Here is a 17412-nt window from a genome sequence, read left to right as displayed (position 1 = left end):
ACGCTAATAACTTTTAAAAGGCTGTTAGAACACTAAAAACATAAAATAGCCACAACCACTGAAAATTTATTTTTCATCAGCATGCCGCTTAATAACCAAGGTGAATATATCAAGTCATTGAAAATTAGAACGTTCCTATTCAGCCAAAAACACTGCAATCTAAAATCGTATTTTCTGCTCTAAATACACTGTTTTTAGTGCAAGACGCTGACTTATTTTTATCATACAATCGCGGTTTAATTGGTTCTTCAAAATTGCAGTTTCCTGCTTTTTATTAAATAAATCATTCATATTTTTTCGTCAGTCTTTTTACAAGGGTTATCTATGTCACCTGAACCTAGCGTCGTGAACAATACGCTAAGCACTACCGCTATTTTGTTAGTACTTGCACTGGGTACTTTTATTTTAGGATTATCGGAATTTTCGATGATGCCAATGCTGCCATTGTTCAGCGAAACATTTGCCTCAACACCAGCACAAAGCGGTTATACCATTAGCGCCTATGCGATTGGCGTAGTGATCGGTGCACCGTTTTTTATGATCACCACGGCAAATATGCGCAAGCGTAATGCCTTGCTATTATTTGTGTCGATGATGTTTATATTTAACGGCTTAAGCGCATTTGCTAATTCGTTAGAGCAGCTTATATTATTTCGCTTTTTAAGTGGTTTACCCCACGGAGCTTATTTTGCTGTTGCCATTTTATTAGCCGCAGATATAGCACCTGCCAATAAACGCGCCAGCTTTATGTCTAAAGTATTTATGGGCCTTACCATAGCAACGATTGTTGGCGTGCCTATGGTTACTTTAGTCGGTCAAAATTTTAGTTGGCGTTATTGTTTAGCGGGCACCGCAGTGCTGGCACTTGTTGCGTTAATTCTAATTGTAAAGTTCATACCAAACACAAAAAATTCAGCCCCTTCGTCGTTATTAAGCGAGTTGAGCGTACTAAAAAATAAGCTGGTTTGGTCAATTTTAGGGATCATTATTGTTGGCTTTGGCGGGGTGTTTTGCATTTATACTTATATTGCCGATACAATTTTAGTGGTCACCCACACACCAGCCTACACTATATCAATTGCGATGGTTATGTTCGGTATTGGTTGTACGCTGGGCAACTATATTTTAGGTAAGGCAGCGGATCATTCGCCCCTTAAAACCACCGGTATAGCACTTGTTGGCGCAATCATTTTTGCTACAACTTATGTAATGGCAAGCCATAACATTTGGTTACTTTATGCGGTTATATTTTTTATTGGTTTTAGTGTCGGACTTGGCACAGTTATTCAAACTATGTTGATGGATGTATCTCCGCATGGGCACGCAATGATTGGCGCACTTGTACAATGCGCATTCAATACTGCAAATGCAATTGGTCCTTGGGTTGGCGGCTTAGCAATTGCACAAGGCGCGCAACCTAATCAAACCGGCTATGTCGCCGCAGTGTTATTTGCTGGTGGATTTATTATGTGGTTACTGAGTGCATTGCAAATGGGTAAACAAAAACCGCAACTAGTTGCCCCATAAACAGCACTGCACTCTGCGTACTTTAAGCACGCAGAGTGTAGAATTTATACCTCTTCATCTTGAAAGATATCTTCAATTTTTAATTTAAATAAACGAGCTGCTTTAAACGCTAATGGTAAACTAGGATCGAACTTGCCTTTTTCGATAGCATTCACCGTTTGCCTTGATACATCAAGTAGCTCTGCTAATTTTGCCTGAGTAAGGTCATGCTCCGCGCGCAATACTTTAAGGCGGTTTTTCATTCTTCGTCCTCAGCGCCAAGTTGTTTATTCATCACTACGACAGACACTAAATAAGTTATTCCCATAAACATCACTAAATGGGAAATCCCTTGTCGAAACGAAATTACCCCGCTCGTTTGTAATACTGAGTATGCTAAACCAAATACTAAACTCCCTCCTAAGGTAATCGCCATCGCATTTAAATGTAACCGTTGCTGCAATTCATCTAAACCAGCTAAATGGCGTTTATTTGCCATAATCATCATAATACCTGCGAAAACATTAACCATAATTGCCACTATACTAAGTAGCGTGTTCTGCTCGCCCCACAGCAACAATGGCCCGAATGACGCAAGCGCCAAAGTTAAAACCCACGCCAGAGTCCACTTTGCTAAATAAACTGTGTTTAGTTTGTTACGTTGTTTGAATGTTAATCCTGTTTGTTGTTTCATGTTCTCACCTTTTTAGTCAAGTAAACTTGACTAAGTATTATTGAAGAATACATTTAAGTCAAGCAAGCTTTACATAAAGTAATGTAGATTAGACATAATCTATACTATAACTGTTTAATTAAGATTCTTAACGTTTGACTCAGAATATTGTATTAACTTATTGCTTGCAGTAGGATAAAAAAACCTGTTGAAGTAACCTCAATTTTAACAATAACAATGATGAGCCCTGCATGAGTAAATCCGTTTTCTTTGTCGGCGAATGGCAAGTAACAGCTACCACCAATAGTTTAATACGAGGCGCGCAAATCAAACAACTTGAGCCCAAAGCGATGGATGTTTTATTGTTATTATGCGAAAAACAAGGAGAGTTAGTTAGCAGTGAAGAGATCCTTAACCACTGTTGGCGCACAGTTGCAGTGGGCGATAATCCCCTGCATAAAGTCATCACGCAATTGCGTAAAGCATTTGACGATAAAGCCAGTGATCCGCAATACATAGAGACAATCCGCAAGCGCGGCTATCGCGTTATCGCCAAAATAGAGCTCCCTCTTGATGATGAGCAAAAAGCCAGCCATAGTAAGTGGCAAGGTGATTCGCCATTTGTTGGGTTAAGCGCGTTCACCCCCAATGAAGCCGCGGTGTTTTTTGGCCGCAGCAAGCAAATAAACACACTATTACAGCGGGTATCTGCGCAAATTAATTATGGCCGCGCATTTTGCTTATTGCTCGGCTCAAGTGGCTCAGGTAAGTCATCACTGGTCAATGCAGGTGTATTACCAGCACTAATGAGTGAAGCAGGCTTTGATGGCTTTCGAATTGAGTCATACTGCTTGCTCGACTTTGCAGACGTAAGTAAAGGTCGGCTATTTCTCGATCTAGCCTCTACTTTACTTGATTTAGAAATCAACGATGCGCCAGTTTTAACAAATATCAGTGCCGACTCCCTCAGTGAGTTATTACTCTCAACGCCTGAGCAAGTTATTGAGCGTTGCCAAATGGCTTTAAAGCAAGGGCAAACAACCCATATAAAACCGTATTTATTTTTATTTATCGACCGCCTTGAAGTATTGCTGTCGTCGCCAGTATTTAGCGAGCAAGAGCGCAGCCAGTTTTTAACAATTATAGAGTTACTGGCCACCAGTAACTGCATTATTATATTTAGCGCCTGTCGAAATGACTTTTACCCCCAAGTGGTTAATCAACCCAGTTTAATGGCTGGTAAAGCCAATGGCGCGCATTTTGACTTGCTACCGCCAACGCGTTCTGAATTAAAACAGATGATCCGCCTGCCAGCTTTAGCCGCAGGGCTTAGTTGGCAGCTTGACCCTGAGCACCAAACACCACTGGATGAAATGCTCTGTAACGACACCGCCAATAACCCCGACGCCCTGCCAATGCTGCAATACACTTTGCAACAACTGTACTTACAGCGCAGCGAAAACGATGAGCTATTAGTCTCTGAATACCAAGCATTGGGCGGTATTGAAGGCGCGATTGGCCAAAAAGCTGAGCACGTTTTTACACAACTGCCCAAGCAACAACAAGCCCAGCTGAGCTTGGTATTATCAAAACTAATTACCCTGCACGCTGATGGCGAAACCCTCACCAGCCGCGCAGCCCGTTGGGATGAACTCACCACCCCTGCACAAACACAACTTGCACAAGCGATGGTCGATAGCCGCTTATTTGTGTCGCACCTTAAAAACGAGCAAGCCTGTTTTAGTTTGGCACACGAAGCACTACTACGTCAGTGGCAACGCGCCATAGACTGGATAAACCAACACCAACAAAGCTTAGCCATTAAAAGTCGCTTACAAATCGCCACCGAGCGTTGGTTAAACGAGCAAAAACATGCCGACTTTTTATTAGCGCAGGGCAAGCCGTTACAAGAAGCACAAAGCCTTATAAATAACCCGATGTTTAGCCTCAGTGCTGCTGAACTGAGTTTAATTAAAGCATCAAACCGCAGGGCAAAACGTAAAAAAAGAGTGTTACAAGCCACCGCGGTTGCACTTATTTTACTCAGTTTTATAGCCACCTTTATGAGCGTACGCAGCTACCACGCCGAGCAAGTCGCGCAGCAAAAACGCTTAGAAGCCGAAAGCCTACTTGGTTTTATGGTGGGTGAATTTGCCGATAAACTGCGTAGCGTTAAACGTATGGATTTGCTCGATGGCATTAGCAATAAAGCGCTGGAGTATTTTACTAATCAAGCTGATGAGGACAACTCTCTCTTTCGCTTTACAGACCAAAAAACCGAATTTAACAACCGCTTTCAATATGCACAAACCCTTGAGGCAATGGGGGAAGTGGCCTATTCCCGCGGTAAAACCGACGAAGCATTTACCGCGTTTGAGAGCGCCCGCACCCGACTTGAGGGATTATTAAAAACCCAACCTAGCAACTTAGAGTTACTTACGCTTGCGGGTGCCAATGCCTTTTGGTTAGGGCAACTTCATTATGATAAAAGTGATTACGCTGCCACAGAGCCAATGTTTAAAAAATACCAAGCCTATAGTGAAACAATGTACTCCCTAGCACCCAATGATTTTAACTCCATTATGGAGTTGTCATATTCACATAATTCATTGGGGTCTTTGTATTTAAAGCAATTTAACTACACTGGCGCGAAACAACGCTTTACAGAGTCGCTAGCCCTTAAAAACAAAGCCCTTGAGCTTAAACCCAACAACAAAGATTTATTACGCGATAAAGCCGATACTTTAAGTTGGCTCGCCAGTACTGAAGAGAATTTAGGCCACTTTAATGCTGCATTAGCCATGTTAGAAAGTGTATCTAAAGAATTAAGAGAATTACTGATACAATATCCTCATGATGCCAGCTTGTTAAATGATTTAGCTAATACCTATCATCAACATAGCTATTTACTCCGCTTTTTTTCAGATAAACAGCATTCTTATATAAAAGCACAATTAGCCTTTGAGACAATAGATATGGCTAGACTACAAGACCCAAAAAATAAAAATTTTCAGCGTATGTATCATCAATTTCTAGCGAATAAATTATTACTATCTAATAGTACAAATGAGAACGAAGAAATTGAAAATATTATTAATTTTATAGAGCATGAAAAATTTTCTGATAAAAAAATAGTGAACACACAAATTAGTCTCATTAACTACTTCGTTAAAAAAAACGCTTGGAAAAAAGTAAAAAAGTTTTTACACCAACTTGAAGGTAAGACAGAAAACAAAGTAATTTTAACAAAAATAAATTTAATAAAAGCAAAGTTAGCGGGAAATATAAAAGATCGAATCAACTATTGTAAACAAGCACAAGTTACTATGTCCGAAATGGAAAGAACAACCCAAAGCGTAAACATAACTTACCCACTTATGCAGGCATACACTTGCTTAAATAGAGCAAACGAGATACCCAGAATAAAATCACGCCTAGTTAAACTAGGCATTACCAACTTTCAACTATAACTATGAATACAAAAGGAATAATATGAATAACACTCAAGAACAAATTCACTTTACAGTTAAAATTGTACTAGGCAGTGACGACGAAGCTAACTTTACATACTTTATAGATAAAAAAGAAGTGACAGGCGGCGGAGTTGTAAGAACCGAAACCGCGGGCATTTATAGTTTAGATGAAGCAACGCTTACTAAAGGCTTTTTATTTACTGGCGCCACTATCACCGATATCAATAAAGAAACGCCTTGCGCCCAAGACTTCAGCTTTAAAGTAAACGATAACGGCCGTACAATTACCATTATCGACACTGATGAAAACCTAGGCACAGCCTGTTTAGTTTTTAACGTTGAGTGCAATGGCAAAGCCTATGAAAGCGCTGATCCGCAAGTTAAAAATGAAGACGTAGTTTAATTAAAATTATTTTTATTTTCTAAATTGCACAGGGCTGATTTATTCCTGTGCAATTTTTTTATAAGCCAGACACCTTAACGCTAACACATACGAAGCAGCATTATTAATAATCACCTTTTATTATTACTCTATAATAAAAACCTAAACTTTCAATTGCTTATTAATTTAATATACGAAACAATCTTCTAATAGATTGATTTATAGATCAAAAAACAACATAAAATAAGGATTGTATAATTTATGTATATTAAAAAAACGCTGCTAAGCAGCTGCCTACTCGGTGCATTTAGCAGCCTAGCTGCAGATAACTTAACCAATAGCGACCCACTAACGCCTTACCAATGGCATTTAAATAACACGGGTCAAAATAGCTTTACTACAGACACGGTTGCTGGCAAAGATTTAAATTTACTTAATACCGATATGCAAGGTATTAGAGGTGATGGCGTTACTGTCACTATCATAGACAGCGGGATCGAGCTTAGTCACCCTGATTTAGTCAATAATGTCACCGCAGGCTCACTTAATTTATTAACCAGCACTGCGACCCCAACCGATAACACCGGTCACGGTACCGCTGTGGCTGGTATTATTGCCGCGCAAGCAAATAATAATATCGGTGGGCGTGGTGTTGCGCCGCAGGCGAACATAGTCGGTTTTAATTACCTTGATGCACAATCTACAAGTAATTGGCTGCAATCTCATGGTATGCCATTAACCGGCTCTGCAAACTCTCGCGTTTACAACCAAAGCTATAGTAGCAAACCGGCATTATTTACCAATGTTGATGCAGAGCACGCCCTTAGCCTACAATTAAAAGAGCGCGTAATGCAGCAAGTGAGCTTAAACAGTAACAACAGTTTAGGTGCATTATTTGTAAAGTCGGCGGGTAATGCGTTTTACCAATACACTACTTTTATTGGCGATACACAATTTCAGGTATTCCCGTATGAGCAGCAACAACAATTTAATAACGCGGGCTTACCATTTCATAACGCTAATTTAAGTGCGGATAACGCCAGTTTTTGGAATATGCTGGTATCGGCCTATAACGCTAACGGTAAATTAGCGTCGTATTCTTCTGTAGGTGCTAATGTATTTTTAACCGCCCCCGGTGGTGAAAACGCTCAAAGCCAAGCGGGTATTGTTACCACAGATATTAGCGGCTGTAATGCTGGTTTTAATACCATCGACAGCACAACGGACAACCCCCTTCAAAACACCGGGCTAGATAGCCACTGCGATGCCACCGCAGCAATGTATGGCACCTCTGCGGCAGCTGCCAATACATCGGGCGCTATTGCGCTTGTTATGTCGGCTAACCCGCAACTCGATGCCAGAACCATTAAACATATACTCGCCAGTACAGCGCGTAAGCTGGATGCCAATAATACCGGTGTTGATATTAATTTTACTGATAATTATGGTGATGCAACCCGCTACAATGCCATCCCTGGTTGGCAGCAAAATGCGGCGGGATACAACTTTCACACTTTTTATGGCTTAGGCGCAATCGATGTTGATGCTGCTGTAACGATGGCTCAAAACACCACATCGTCATTACCGGCATTACACATATCAAACTGGCATAGTAAAAACACACCGCTCACTATACCCGATGCTAACGTAAACGGTGTGCAAGATACTCTAGCAATCACTGATAATCTAACCATTGAGGCTGTGCAGTTAAAGCTATCTATTGACCATGCACGTATGCGTGACCTTGCCATTGAGCTTATTTCTCCATCAGGTACTCGCAGTGTCCTATTAAGCCCACGCACAGGGTTAATAAACGCGGCCGATACCCCAGTGCAAAACGCACTATTATTAAGCCAACATTTTTATGGTGAATCGGCAGCCGGACAGTGGAAAATTCGCTTAATTGATACCGACAATGGCACTAGCCAAACCTTACTTTACAGTGAGCAAACGGGCTTACTCAGCATGAACGAAACCAATAATAGTGTAGATGGCACGCTGCTATCTTGGTCTCTGCGTTTTTACGGCCACTAATAAAGGAATTTTTATGAAAACGAATATTTTTATTACAGTACTTACCCTTGCCGTGAGCATAACCTCACTGGCACACGCACACGGTTCAACAGCAGATATAACACCCGGCGCTTCGATACTCGCCAGCTTAGCCAATCAACCCAACAACGCAAATAGCTTACAGCTTGGCGATATTATTACTGATAGCCAAAGCGGTACTGGCCTGCAACTCACCGGCGAAGTGTTACTACAATTAACGACAGATGCCGACTTTACCAACCTGGCATCACGTTATGACTTGCAGCTAAAACACCGCGTAGGCGATATTGTTGTTGTAACAACTGCCGCTGATAATCTTCAGCAACGAGTGCAACAGTTAGCGCAAGAGCCAACAGTAAAACAAGCAAGGTTTGACCTGCGTGAGTTAGGCTTAAGCGCCGATCCTCAAGTTATAAATGAAAAAGAAAATTAATTAACAACGCTTAATTATTGATTTTTAAATTGCACAGGGCTGATTTATTCCTGTGCAATTTTTTTATAAGCCAGACACCTTAACGCCAATCATTACTAAATAACGTTATATAGGGAGGAACTTATTTTACCAACCTGGCAACACGTTATGACTTGCAGCTAAAACACCACGTAGGCGATATTGTTGTTGTAACAACTACCGCTGATAATCTTCAGCAACGAGTGCAACAGTTAGCGCAAGAGCCAACAGTAAAACAAGCAAGGTTTGACCTGCGAGAGTTGGGCTTAAGCCCGGATCCACAAGTTGAAAATAACAGAGAACCGGACTAAAACGGGCTAATAACGCCTGAATATTTTGCACAGGTTAGTTAAAAATCTGTGCAAATTAAAAAATAAAACAATAAAAATCAACACTTTAAAACCAGAAGGTTACCAGAAGGTTTATTTGCACTTTTTTAAGTAAATTTATAGACACCAAAAACGTATAGCAAAGCGTAGGGATCAAACGTGTCTAAGCAAACAAATACTAACAACCATACACTTAATGCAAATAAGCAATCAGCTGCTATTGGCAAAACCCTTTCTGCCTGTCTTTCTCACTTACAGTTTGGTGCCTTGATTGAACTGTTTAATGGTACCGCCGAAGGCATTTTTGTTATCGATGAGCAAGGCACGTTTGAGTTTGTTAACCCGATGGCGGCGCAGCTTTTAGGTGACTCTCAGCAGTCGCTGATTGGGCAAAGCTTGCTACAATTTTTACACGAAACTGATCGTGATAAATACATGTATACGTTACTAAACTGGTTAGATATAAAAGATACTCGCCTTAACTTTGGTCCTAATGAAGTAAAAATAAATAAAGCGGATGGCAATATAATTGAGGCCGACTTATCTATTTCTAATATGCCTTCAAGCATTGCGTCAGCGCAAAAACTTTATGTATGCATATTACATGATTTAAGTATTCACAAAGCAATATATAATAAATTAAAAGTACAAGCATCAACAGATCATTTAACTGGGCTTGCTAATCGCTTCACGCTAGATGAATCATTAAAACAATACTGGCAAGAAAGTATTCAAAGCCACCAGCCATTAACTAGTATATTAATTGATGTCGATCATTTTAAGAGGTTCAACGATACCTACGGCCATATTAAAGGCGATAAGTGCTTACAAAAAATAGCCAAGGTTATTTTGCAATGTATACCATCAAGAGATTGTTTAGCCGCTCGCTATGGCGGTGAAGAATTTGCTGTTATTCTGCCACGTTGCAACCATGATAGTGCTGCTGTTGTTGCCAGACATATTCAGCAACAAATTAATGCGATGTCATTTACTGATATTGGCCTACCGCCAGAAGTTAAAGTAAGTGTGAGCCAAGGTATTGCCTGCGAATTTGATAACCAATACCGCACCTGCGAAGCGCTAATATGTGCCGCTGATACGGCTTTATATAGAGCAAAATCTGACGGCAGAAATAAAATTAGTATTAGTGCTTAATACGCTATAACGGTCAATCATTTGTCTATAAGTTACAGCTCGCTATTACTTTTTGCAGACAGAACCGTAAACTGCAACTTGTAAATAAAACATACTAACAGTTACATAAGAAGCAAAATATTAACAATTAAGGTACATTGCTACTATGGTATTCTGATCTATTCTTTGTTGAGTAAACATTTTATTAGTAAAATGTTGTTGGTTAAAATCAACATACTCAAGGGATTACTATATGGCTAACTTAAAAAAACTGCCCCTACATTTAGCAATATGCAGTACATTTGCTTTTCAAGTAAGTGCCATTGCAGCAGAGCAACCAACTAGCGAAAACGAAGTAAAAGATATTGAAGTTATTTCGGTCACTGGCACACGTCGTAGTTTACGCAGCCTGTCGGAAAGTACAGTTCCTGTAGACTTGCTAACCAGTCGTGATCTAGCAACCACAGGCCAACTAGAAATAAGCCAAGTGCTTGCAGCCCAATTACCTAGCTTTAACTACCCAAGTGCAACCCTAGCTGATGGTACTGACCATGCAAAACCTGCAGTATTAAGAGGCCTAGCTCCCGATCACACCTTAGTACTTGTCAATGGTAAACGCCGTCACTCAGGTGCTTTATTGAATTTAGGTGGCACAGTTGGCCGCGGCTCTACGGCTGTTGATTTAAATAATATTCCAACCTCTGCGATTAAGCGCGTCGAAGTATTACGTGATGGTGCAGCGGCTCAATATGGCTCAGATGCCATTGCTGGTGTGATTAATATTGTACTCAAAGATGCCGATGAAGGCGGTAGTGTAAGCTACACTTACGGTCAATATGATTCGCAAATGGCAGGCTCTGCACAGTTAAAAGAAACAATCATCGACTCGCAAGGTAAGCTTGGTTTTGTTAAAGGTGATGACCGCCGCGTTAACGATGGTATTACCCGAACTGCAAGTGCCAATGCGGGCTTTTCACTTAGCGAGAATGGCTTTATCAATATCTCAATTGAAACCCGTAACAACGAGCCAACTAACCGCTCAGGTATTGATGAGCGAGAACAATATAATCGTGATGAAAACGGCGCGCTTGATCCAAAAGAGCTGACGTTTGACCGTTATAATCACCGCTTTGGTAAAGCCGATGTTGAAGATATCGCGCTATTTTATAATCTTGGCTACGACTTTAGTGATGACTTATCACTTTACTCTTTTGCCAGTTATTCAAATCGCAAAGGTAACTCAGGTGGTTTCTATCGTCGTGCCAAAGACAACCGTAATGTGCCAAGCGTTTATCCAGATGGGTTTTTACCAAACATCGACACTGATGTTGACGACTATTCGTTTGCTATCGGTTTAAATGGGGTTAGTAATGATTGGACATGGGATATCAGCACTAATTATGGTCGCAATGATTTTGCCTTAGGTGTTAGCAATAGCATCAATACCTCTATGGGTGCTAACAGTCCGACAGAGTTTGATAATGGCGCATTAGTGTATGAACAATTCCTTGTTAACATGGATGCCAGCAATAGCTTTGACTTAGGCTTGCCTGATGACGTGTTTGTTACCATTGGTACTGAATATCGCCATGAAAACTACCAAATCAAAGCCGGTGAACAAGCTTCTTATTTAACGGTGCTTGATGCACAAGGCGTGCCTGTTGCCGCCGGTGGCGCACAAGTTTTATCAGGTTTTTCACCGGATAGTGCAACTGATAAAAGCCGCCATAACATTGCCCTATTTGCTGAATTTGATACCTACCTCACTGAGAATTGGAATGCTGTGCTAGCGGGTCGATTTGAAGACTATAGTGACTTTGGCAGTACTTTTACAGCGAAACTTGCCAGCCGCTATAGCATTACTCCTTCATTATCGTTACGTGGTGCTATCAGTAGTGGTTTTAGAGCTCCGTCTCTTGCACAAACATCTTATAAATCAGTCAGCACTGTATTTGAAAATGGTGTACCTAGAGAAGTCGGATTACTTCCAAGTAGTGAGCCTGCTGCCAAAGCGCTTGGCGCAAAAGATTTAGACGCTGAAGAGTCTGTCAATATGACCGCTGGCTTTATCTTCACAGAAGGTAATTTTAGCTTCACGCTTGATGCTTATCGTATCGATATTGATGATCGCATTGTGCTTTCTGAAAACTTAGAAGGCCCTGCTGTTGAAGCTATTTTACAACAAGCAGCTGAGCTCAATACTCAAAGTGTGCGCTACTTTACCAATGCTATCGATTCGCGTACTCAAGGGGTTGATATTGTTGCCACCTATTTACTCGGTTTAGCTGATTATGGTGACTTACGCTTAAGTGCCGCTGTAAACTTTAACGATACAGAAGTTACTCATGTGAAAGACAATCCACCAGAACTCGAAGCGTTAGGTGATGGATATCAATACTTTGCACGACGTGAAATTTCTCGATTCGAAAAAGGCACACCAGCAGATAAATGGAACCTGTCTGCAACATGGGATTATGAAAATATACAGGCCACGCTTCGTGCAACTCGCTATGGTGAAGTAGTTGATACCTCAAGTAGTGCTGAGGGTGATGAGCTTCTTAAGGCGAAGTGGCTCACTGATATTGAAGTAGCGTATCGCCCAACCGAGCAATGGAAACTTGCTTTAGGTGCTAACAATCTATTTGATCAGTACCCGCAAGATACGGTAAGTAATATTGGTTATAGTGATTTCAACCAAATTTTCACTTACAGCGGGTTCACGCCATATAGTTTAGATGGTCGCTTTGTTTACGGTAGTATTAGCTACAACTTTTAAGTAGTTTGGCGGTGACAGGTTTGCTGTCACCGGTTTTTTCATAATTCCCCCGTACTCAGGTTAAGTCGCCCTCATATAAGCGAACACATCACTAATATAATAATTAACCTGTAGTAGCGTATATCTTCCACTCTTGAATTCAAGTATTAAGCTCAAACGTAACACATCAAAGTGAGATTCAGCCTCTCACCAAATTAACAATAAACCGCCAAATAATAAAACTAAATATACTTGGTCGGCCACACTTTTTAAACTAACCTCAGTACTCTATAAATTAAAGCTTGCATTGAGTGAACCCTGACTTATACAGTTTAGCTGCCGCATCCCTCATGAATTCTTGTGTTTTTACATCGACAGGCGCTATAACGGAGTTATCAAATTCAACAGCTGGTGTTTCCAAAATACTTTGCGCTAATACAATAGCAGTAAGGTATGCTCCATTTTCATTAGCATGATTACCATCCATATCATGTAACCCCAACTTATGTGACAATAAAAAATGATCCCATACGAGGCCTACAGGCGCCAAGCAAGCGCCGGATTCATTGGCAATACCCGCATAGATGTCATGTACATACTGTCCTTCCCATTGACGCCCTCTTTGCCCCCACTCTGGAAATAAAATAGCTTGACTACCCTGCTCTTTTGCAAGCGACACAAGCTTTTTTGCCTCTTTAGTGGAGTACAACTTCCTACGGCTTTGTGAATATTTTTGCGCTTGCAGAACAACGTGAGTTATCTTTTTATCTTTAAGCATTTTACGACTCGGTCCATGATTCCAGCGCTGATCTAAAAATAGAATCCCAGGTGCTATTAGGGAGTTCACTTTCACGTCAGGCTTGGCCGCTTCCACTATCGCTTTAACGTACTCAGGAACATTATGCCTTTTAGTATGGCTATTCCCCATATATAAAATATTTAGTTGTGATTTTTCCATGATTTTGCTGTTTTCTTCCTCGATAGATTTTGCTCTTATTGGGGCTACTAAAGTAGCCATTAAGGTCACAGCTATGACCGTTACGTATAATACTCTCATCTCTCTATCCCTTGAGTTTTAGCGCTCATCTTATTTAGCAAACTATCTATAAGCTCTGCTTGCTGGTGATGAATAAAAAAATGTTCGCCTTCGATTGCATGTAATTGCGCCGCAGGCAAAAGTTCTTGCCAACCTGATACTTCTTTACTTCCCACATCCTTATCACCTGTACCATAAATCAAGGTCGCTGGTAACGCACTTAGGCAATGCTCAGGCTCAGTATGCATATACTCGTGACCAAGGCGAAAGTCACTCCTGAGCATAGGTGATAGCAAATCCAGCAGCTGCTGATCCGCTAACAAAGCCTCAGGTGTACCGCCTAAGTCACGCAGAGCTTGGCGGAATGCAGAATCAGACAGCAAATGTAATGGCTCACGGCAATATCGCTTCCTTGGTGCTGCTTTAGCTCCGATAAACAAATGTTTACAGTTATGAAGCCGGCCTGCCTTTGCTAACTGACTGGCTAATTCGTAAGCATATAATCCTCCATTGCTGTGTCCATATAGATAAAATGGTCTATTAAAAAGATCGTCGAACTCACTTAGCACCTTGGTTACAGCATCTTCGATACTGACATCAAATGGATCTGCAAAACGGGCACCTCTACCAGGTAAGTTAATCGCAACTACTTCAATATTATGCGGTAGAAAGTACTTTGCCCAATTGTAGTAGATGCTACTGGTCCCTCCAGCGTACGGGAAACAGAAAATCCGAGCTCGAGGGTTCATTAACGGCTCTGGTGTAAAATAGTATTGTTTATCTAGCATTGTTTATAACCATCCACTCTCTTGATCATCTAATCGTTCGTCTACTTCTTTTGCCATGTTCGCAATATCACCTAACTCGAATAGATCCGCCACATTAAGCACCAGATCAAAGTTCTCATTGATGTTTGCTATTAGCTGCATTGCCATTAACGAATGCCCCCCGAGATCAAAGAAATTACTGGTAGTACTTATTCTCTCCAGTTTAAACATCGCAGCCCAAATGTCTGCTAGCTGCTTTTCAGTGCCTGTTTCAGGTGCTGTATACTGCTGTTGAGGACATTCTTTCACAAGCATAGCCCGTAATGCCTTATCATCACGTTTACCATTAAAGTTTACTGGCATTGTAGGTAATAACGCAAAGTGACTCGGCACCATGTAACTAGGTAGTTCTTTACGGATCTGTTGCCACGCCTGCATTAAGCTTGAATCGTCCCCCCCTGTTTGTAAACATAAGTAGGCACATAACGTAGGCTGAGCCTGTGCCTCCTGGTTTACCAACACCGCAGCTTGGCGCACATCAGGATGCTGCTCAAACTGACGTTCTATTTCTTGCAATTCGACTCTAAATCCACGCAATTTTACCTGGGAGTCTTTTCGTCCTTTGAAATAAATTTGGTTATCCATACCCATGCGAGCTATATCACCGCTTCGGTAATAGCGAACTTGGTTCGTTTGATCATAAACAAATGCGCTGGCTGTGGCCTCTACATCATTTTGATACCCTTCAGCAAGGTTGTGCCCATGCCAACAAAGCTCACCAATAAATCCAGGCGGTAGTAGTTTACCCATGGCATTTCGGATACTACACTGCGTTCCGACAACGGGCTGACCGATGGCAATCTCTCGCTCTGCTGATATGTTTCTCGGTACCTTGTAGAAGCTTGAGACAACAGCATTTTCTGTCGGACCGTAGAGGTTGTAAACTTGAACATCTGGGTCAAGCTCAAATAGACGCCTTACAGCATTATTAGGGAATGCATCGCCCCCTATTAATAAGTTTTGGATACCACATGAACCAGTCAGCTGCTCACACCAAGGTTCATATAGAGCAGGCGTAATCAACATGGTATTGATTTCATTGTCGACAATAACCTTATGGAGCTTATCGATTGCAACGTGTCGGTCTGGGTAGAACACGACTGCACCACCGTGCACCAATGGTGCCCAAGTTTCCAATACAGCAGCATCAAATGCCAAAGATAGCAGCTGCAACATTCTCGTATTACTATCAAAAGAACCAAAGGTAACCTGTGATAACATAGAGTAAACCGCTTTATGACTCACCTTCACGCCTTTCGGACGACCAGTAGTACCGGAGGTATAAACAATATATGCTAAATCATCACTTAGGCTGAGGTTAACAATATCAGTATGCTCGGTTGGGCTTGGCAATTGCGCTAAAGTGAAACACTGTTTTGATAGCGATAAGTCCAGCGTTTCAGATTTGAGTACAAAACGACATTGTGCATCCGACACAATGTATTCCAAGCGTTCTTTCGGTGCTGTTGGATCAAGTGGCACATAGGTGCCACCCACTTGCATTATAGCCAGCTGAGCAACCAGTAAATCCAATGAGCGATCAAATAACACCGCCACTGTATCGCCTCGACCAACGCATAACTTGACAAGCTGCTTTGCCAGTTTCTGTGATCTTGCACACAACTGTGTATAGCTTAATGATTGATCACCACAAACTACGGCGGTACGGTCGCTTTCTTGTGCAGCAACGGCTTGAATAGCCGTCACTATGGTCTGGCTTTTAAGGTCATTACTGACAGCTGGTTGCACTACTATTTCGTCACTCAAATGGTGCTCGAAAATCCCGAGTTCCGGCTCTGCAACAATTGCTTCTAATAATTTATTGAAAGCTTTAGCTGCAACTTCAATACTTTGCTGTTTGAACAGATCGCGGCAATATCCCCATGTAAAATAAAGCCCTGACTCTGACTCATATGCGGTCAAAGACAAGTCAAATTTAACATCAGAATCAACTGAGCGCTGCACGTCTGTTACTATTATATCGCCAAGATTATGGTTTACCTCTTGATTATTCTGTAACACAAAAAGAGTTTGGAACAACGGATGATACGCAGTACTTCTCTCTGGCTGCAGCTGCTCAACCAACAATTCAAATGGCATATCTTGATGCGACTGTGCATCTAAGTGCATCTGCTTGCTAGCATTAAGCGCCTCAACGAAGCTAGGATTATCGGAGAACTGGTTACGTAACACCAAGGTATTTACAAAGAAACCGATTAAGTCCTCGACGTCTCTGTGTGTACGATTCGCCACAACCGTTCCCATAACGATATCGTCTTCATTACTCCAAGCACTTAGCAACGCAGAAAATGCCGTTTGCAGTGTCATAAAGAGAGTTACACCTTGCTGCTGAGAAAGCCTCTTAAGTGCCTGTAACGTCTGTTTATCCACTTCACTGCCAATAAAGTGGCCACGGTGTGACTGCTTTTTCGGCCTCGGGTAGTCCAGCGGAATACTGTGCACCGCAGGACTATCTTGCAGTTGTGCTCGCCAGTATTGACTGTGCTGTTCGAGGTTATCACCACTGAGCCACTCTCGCTGCCAAACGGCATAGTCTCGGTACTGTACAACCAGAGCCGGCAACTGCGGTATGCCTTGGTTGCTAATTGCTCGGTATATTTCGCTTAGCTCTTGCCAGAATCGAGAGATAGACCAACCGTCACAGATCACATGATGGAATACAAAGTTGACTAAGTGATGATCATCACCAAGTTTGGCTAAATGCACTCTAAAAGGCATATCACTATTTAAGTCAAATAGAGCCGTTGAAGTAGCTGTCAACCATTGCGCTTTA

At 41.6% G+C, this 17412-nt stretch carries 13 protein-coding genes (1 of these 13 running past the window's edge); 8 read left to right on the top strand and 5 right to left on the bottom strand.

Annotation, left to right across the window (positions count from 1 at the left end; translation table 11 throughout):
- Nucleotides 1-324: 324 nt before the first annotated feature.
- Nucleotides 325-1527 (top strand): MFS transporter, encoded by a 1203-nt coding sequence (locus tag PVK79_RS05525; RefSeq protein WP_145237506.1) that lies wholly within the window; start codon nt 325-327, stop codon nt 1525-1527.
- A gap of 44 nt (nt 1528-1571) precedes the next feature.
- Here PVK79_RS05525 and PVK79_RS05520 read toward each other — a convergent pair whose 3' ends face one another.
- Nucleotides 1572-1769: a helix-turn-helix transcriptional regulator gene (locus PVK79_RS05520; protein ID WP_145237509.1), complete on the bottom strand. Its 198-nt coding sequence runs from the start codon at nt 1767-1769 to the stop codon at nt 1572-1574.
- A complete protein-coding gene (locus PVK79_RS05515) occupies nt 1766-2200 on the bottom strand; it encodes a hypothetical protein (protein ID WP_145237512.1) in 435 nt (144 codons plus the stop codon). Before PVK79_RS05515 ends, PVK79_RS05520 begins: the two co-directional genes overlap by 4 nt.
- Nucleotides 2201-2430: 230 nt before the next feature.
- Between PVK79_RS05515 and PVK79_RS05510 the strand changes: the two genes are divergently transcribed.
- From PVK79_RS05510 to PVK79_RS05480, 7 genes are all read left to right on the top strand, one after another.
- Nucleotides 2431-5649 carry an nSTAND1 domain-containing NTPase gene (locus tag PVK79_RS05510; RefSeq protein ID WP_257325466.1) on the top strand — a complete coding sequence of 1073 codons (3219 nt, stop codon included), beginning with the start codon at nt 2431-2433 and terminating at the stop codon, nt 5647-5649.
- 22 nt (nt 5650-5671) lie between these two features.
- Nucleotides 5672-6055, top strand: a complete 384-nt coding sequence (locus tag PVK79_RS05505) for a DP-EP family protein (RefSeq protein ID WP_257325465.1) — start codon at nt 5672-5674, stop codon at nt 6053-6055.
- Nucleotides 6056-6295: 240 nt separating this feature from the next.
- On the top strand, nt 6296-8068 hold the full coding sequence (locus PVK79_RS05500; RefSeq protein ID WP_257325464.1) for a S8 family serine peptidase: 1773 nt from the start codon (nt 6296-6298) through the stop codon (nt 8066-8068).
- 13 nt (nt 8069-8081) lie between these two features.
- A complete protein-coding gene (locus tag PVK79_RS05495) occupies nt 8082-8519 on the top strand; it encodes a hypothetical protein (protein ID WP_257325463.1) in 438 nt (145 codons plus the stop codon).
- A gap of 152 nt (nt 8520-8671) precedes the next feature.
- On the top strand, nt 8672-8848 hold the full coding sequence (locus tag PVK79_RS05490; protein WP_257325462.1) for a hypothetical protein: 177 nt from the start codon (nt 8672-8674) through the stop codon (nt 8846-8848).
- 237 nt (nt 8849-9085) lie between these two features.
- Entirely contained in the window at nt 9086-10021 is a 936-nt protein-coding gene (locus tag PVK79_RS05485) for a GGDEF domain-containing protein (RefSeq protein ID WP_338052648.1), read from the top strand.
- 232 nt (nt 10022-10253) lie between these two features.
- Nucleotides 10254-12776: a TonB-dependent receptor plug domain-containing protein gene (locus PVK79_RS05480; RefSeq protein ID WP_257325460.1), complete on the top strand. Its 2523-nt coding sequence runs from the start codon at nt 10254-10256 to the stop codon at nt 12774-12776.
- A gap of 274 nt (nt 12777-13050) precedes the next feature.
- Here the strand turns inward: PVK79_RS05480 and PVK79_RS05475 are convergent, their stop codons facing one another.
- The 3 genes in view from PVK79_RS05475 to PVK79_RS05465 are tightly spaced (at most 3 nt apart) and all read right to left on the bottom strand, a layout consistent with a single transcriptional unit that may run on beyond the window.
- On the bottom strand, nt 13051-13812 hold the full coding sequence (locus PVK79_RS05475) for a hypothetical protein (protein WP_257325459.1): 762 nt from the start codon (nt 13810-13812) through the stop codon (nt 13051-13053).
- A complete protein-coding gene (locus tag PVK79_RS05470; RefSeq protein WP_257325458.1) occupies nt 13809-14579 on the bottom strand; it encodes a thioesterase II family protein in 771 nt (256 codons plus the stop codon). Before PVK79_RS05470 ends, PVK79_RS05475 begins: the two co-directional genes overlap by 4 nt.
- Nucleotides 14580-14582: 3 nt before the next feature.
- On the bottom strand, nt 14583-17412 hold the 3' end of the coding sequence (locus PVK79_RS05465; protein WP_257325457.1) for a non-ribosomal peptide synthetase. Its footprint extends 24656 nt past the window's final position; 2830 of the gene's 27486 nt are visible here — the last part of the coding sequence; the start codon falls outside the window, past its right edge; it ends in the stop codon at nt 14583-14585.

This window comes from Pseudoalteromonas rhizosphaerae (genome assembly GCF_028885455.1).
Lineage (GTDB): Bacteria > Pseudomonadota > Gammaproteobacteria > Enterobacterales > Alteromonadaceae > Pseudoalteromonas > Pseudoalteromonas rhizosphaerae.
The sequence above is the reverse complement of the archived record's forward strand: the minus strand, read 5'-3'. Positions and strand labels throughout refer to the sequence as shown.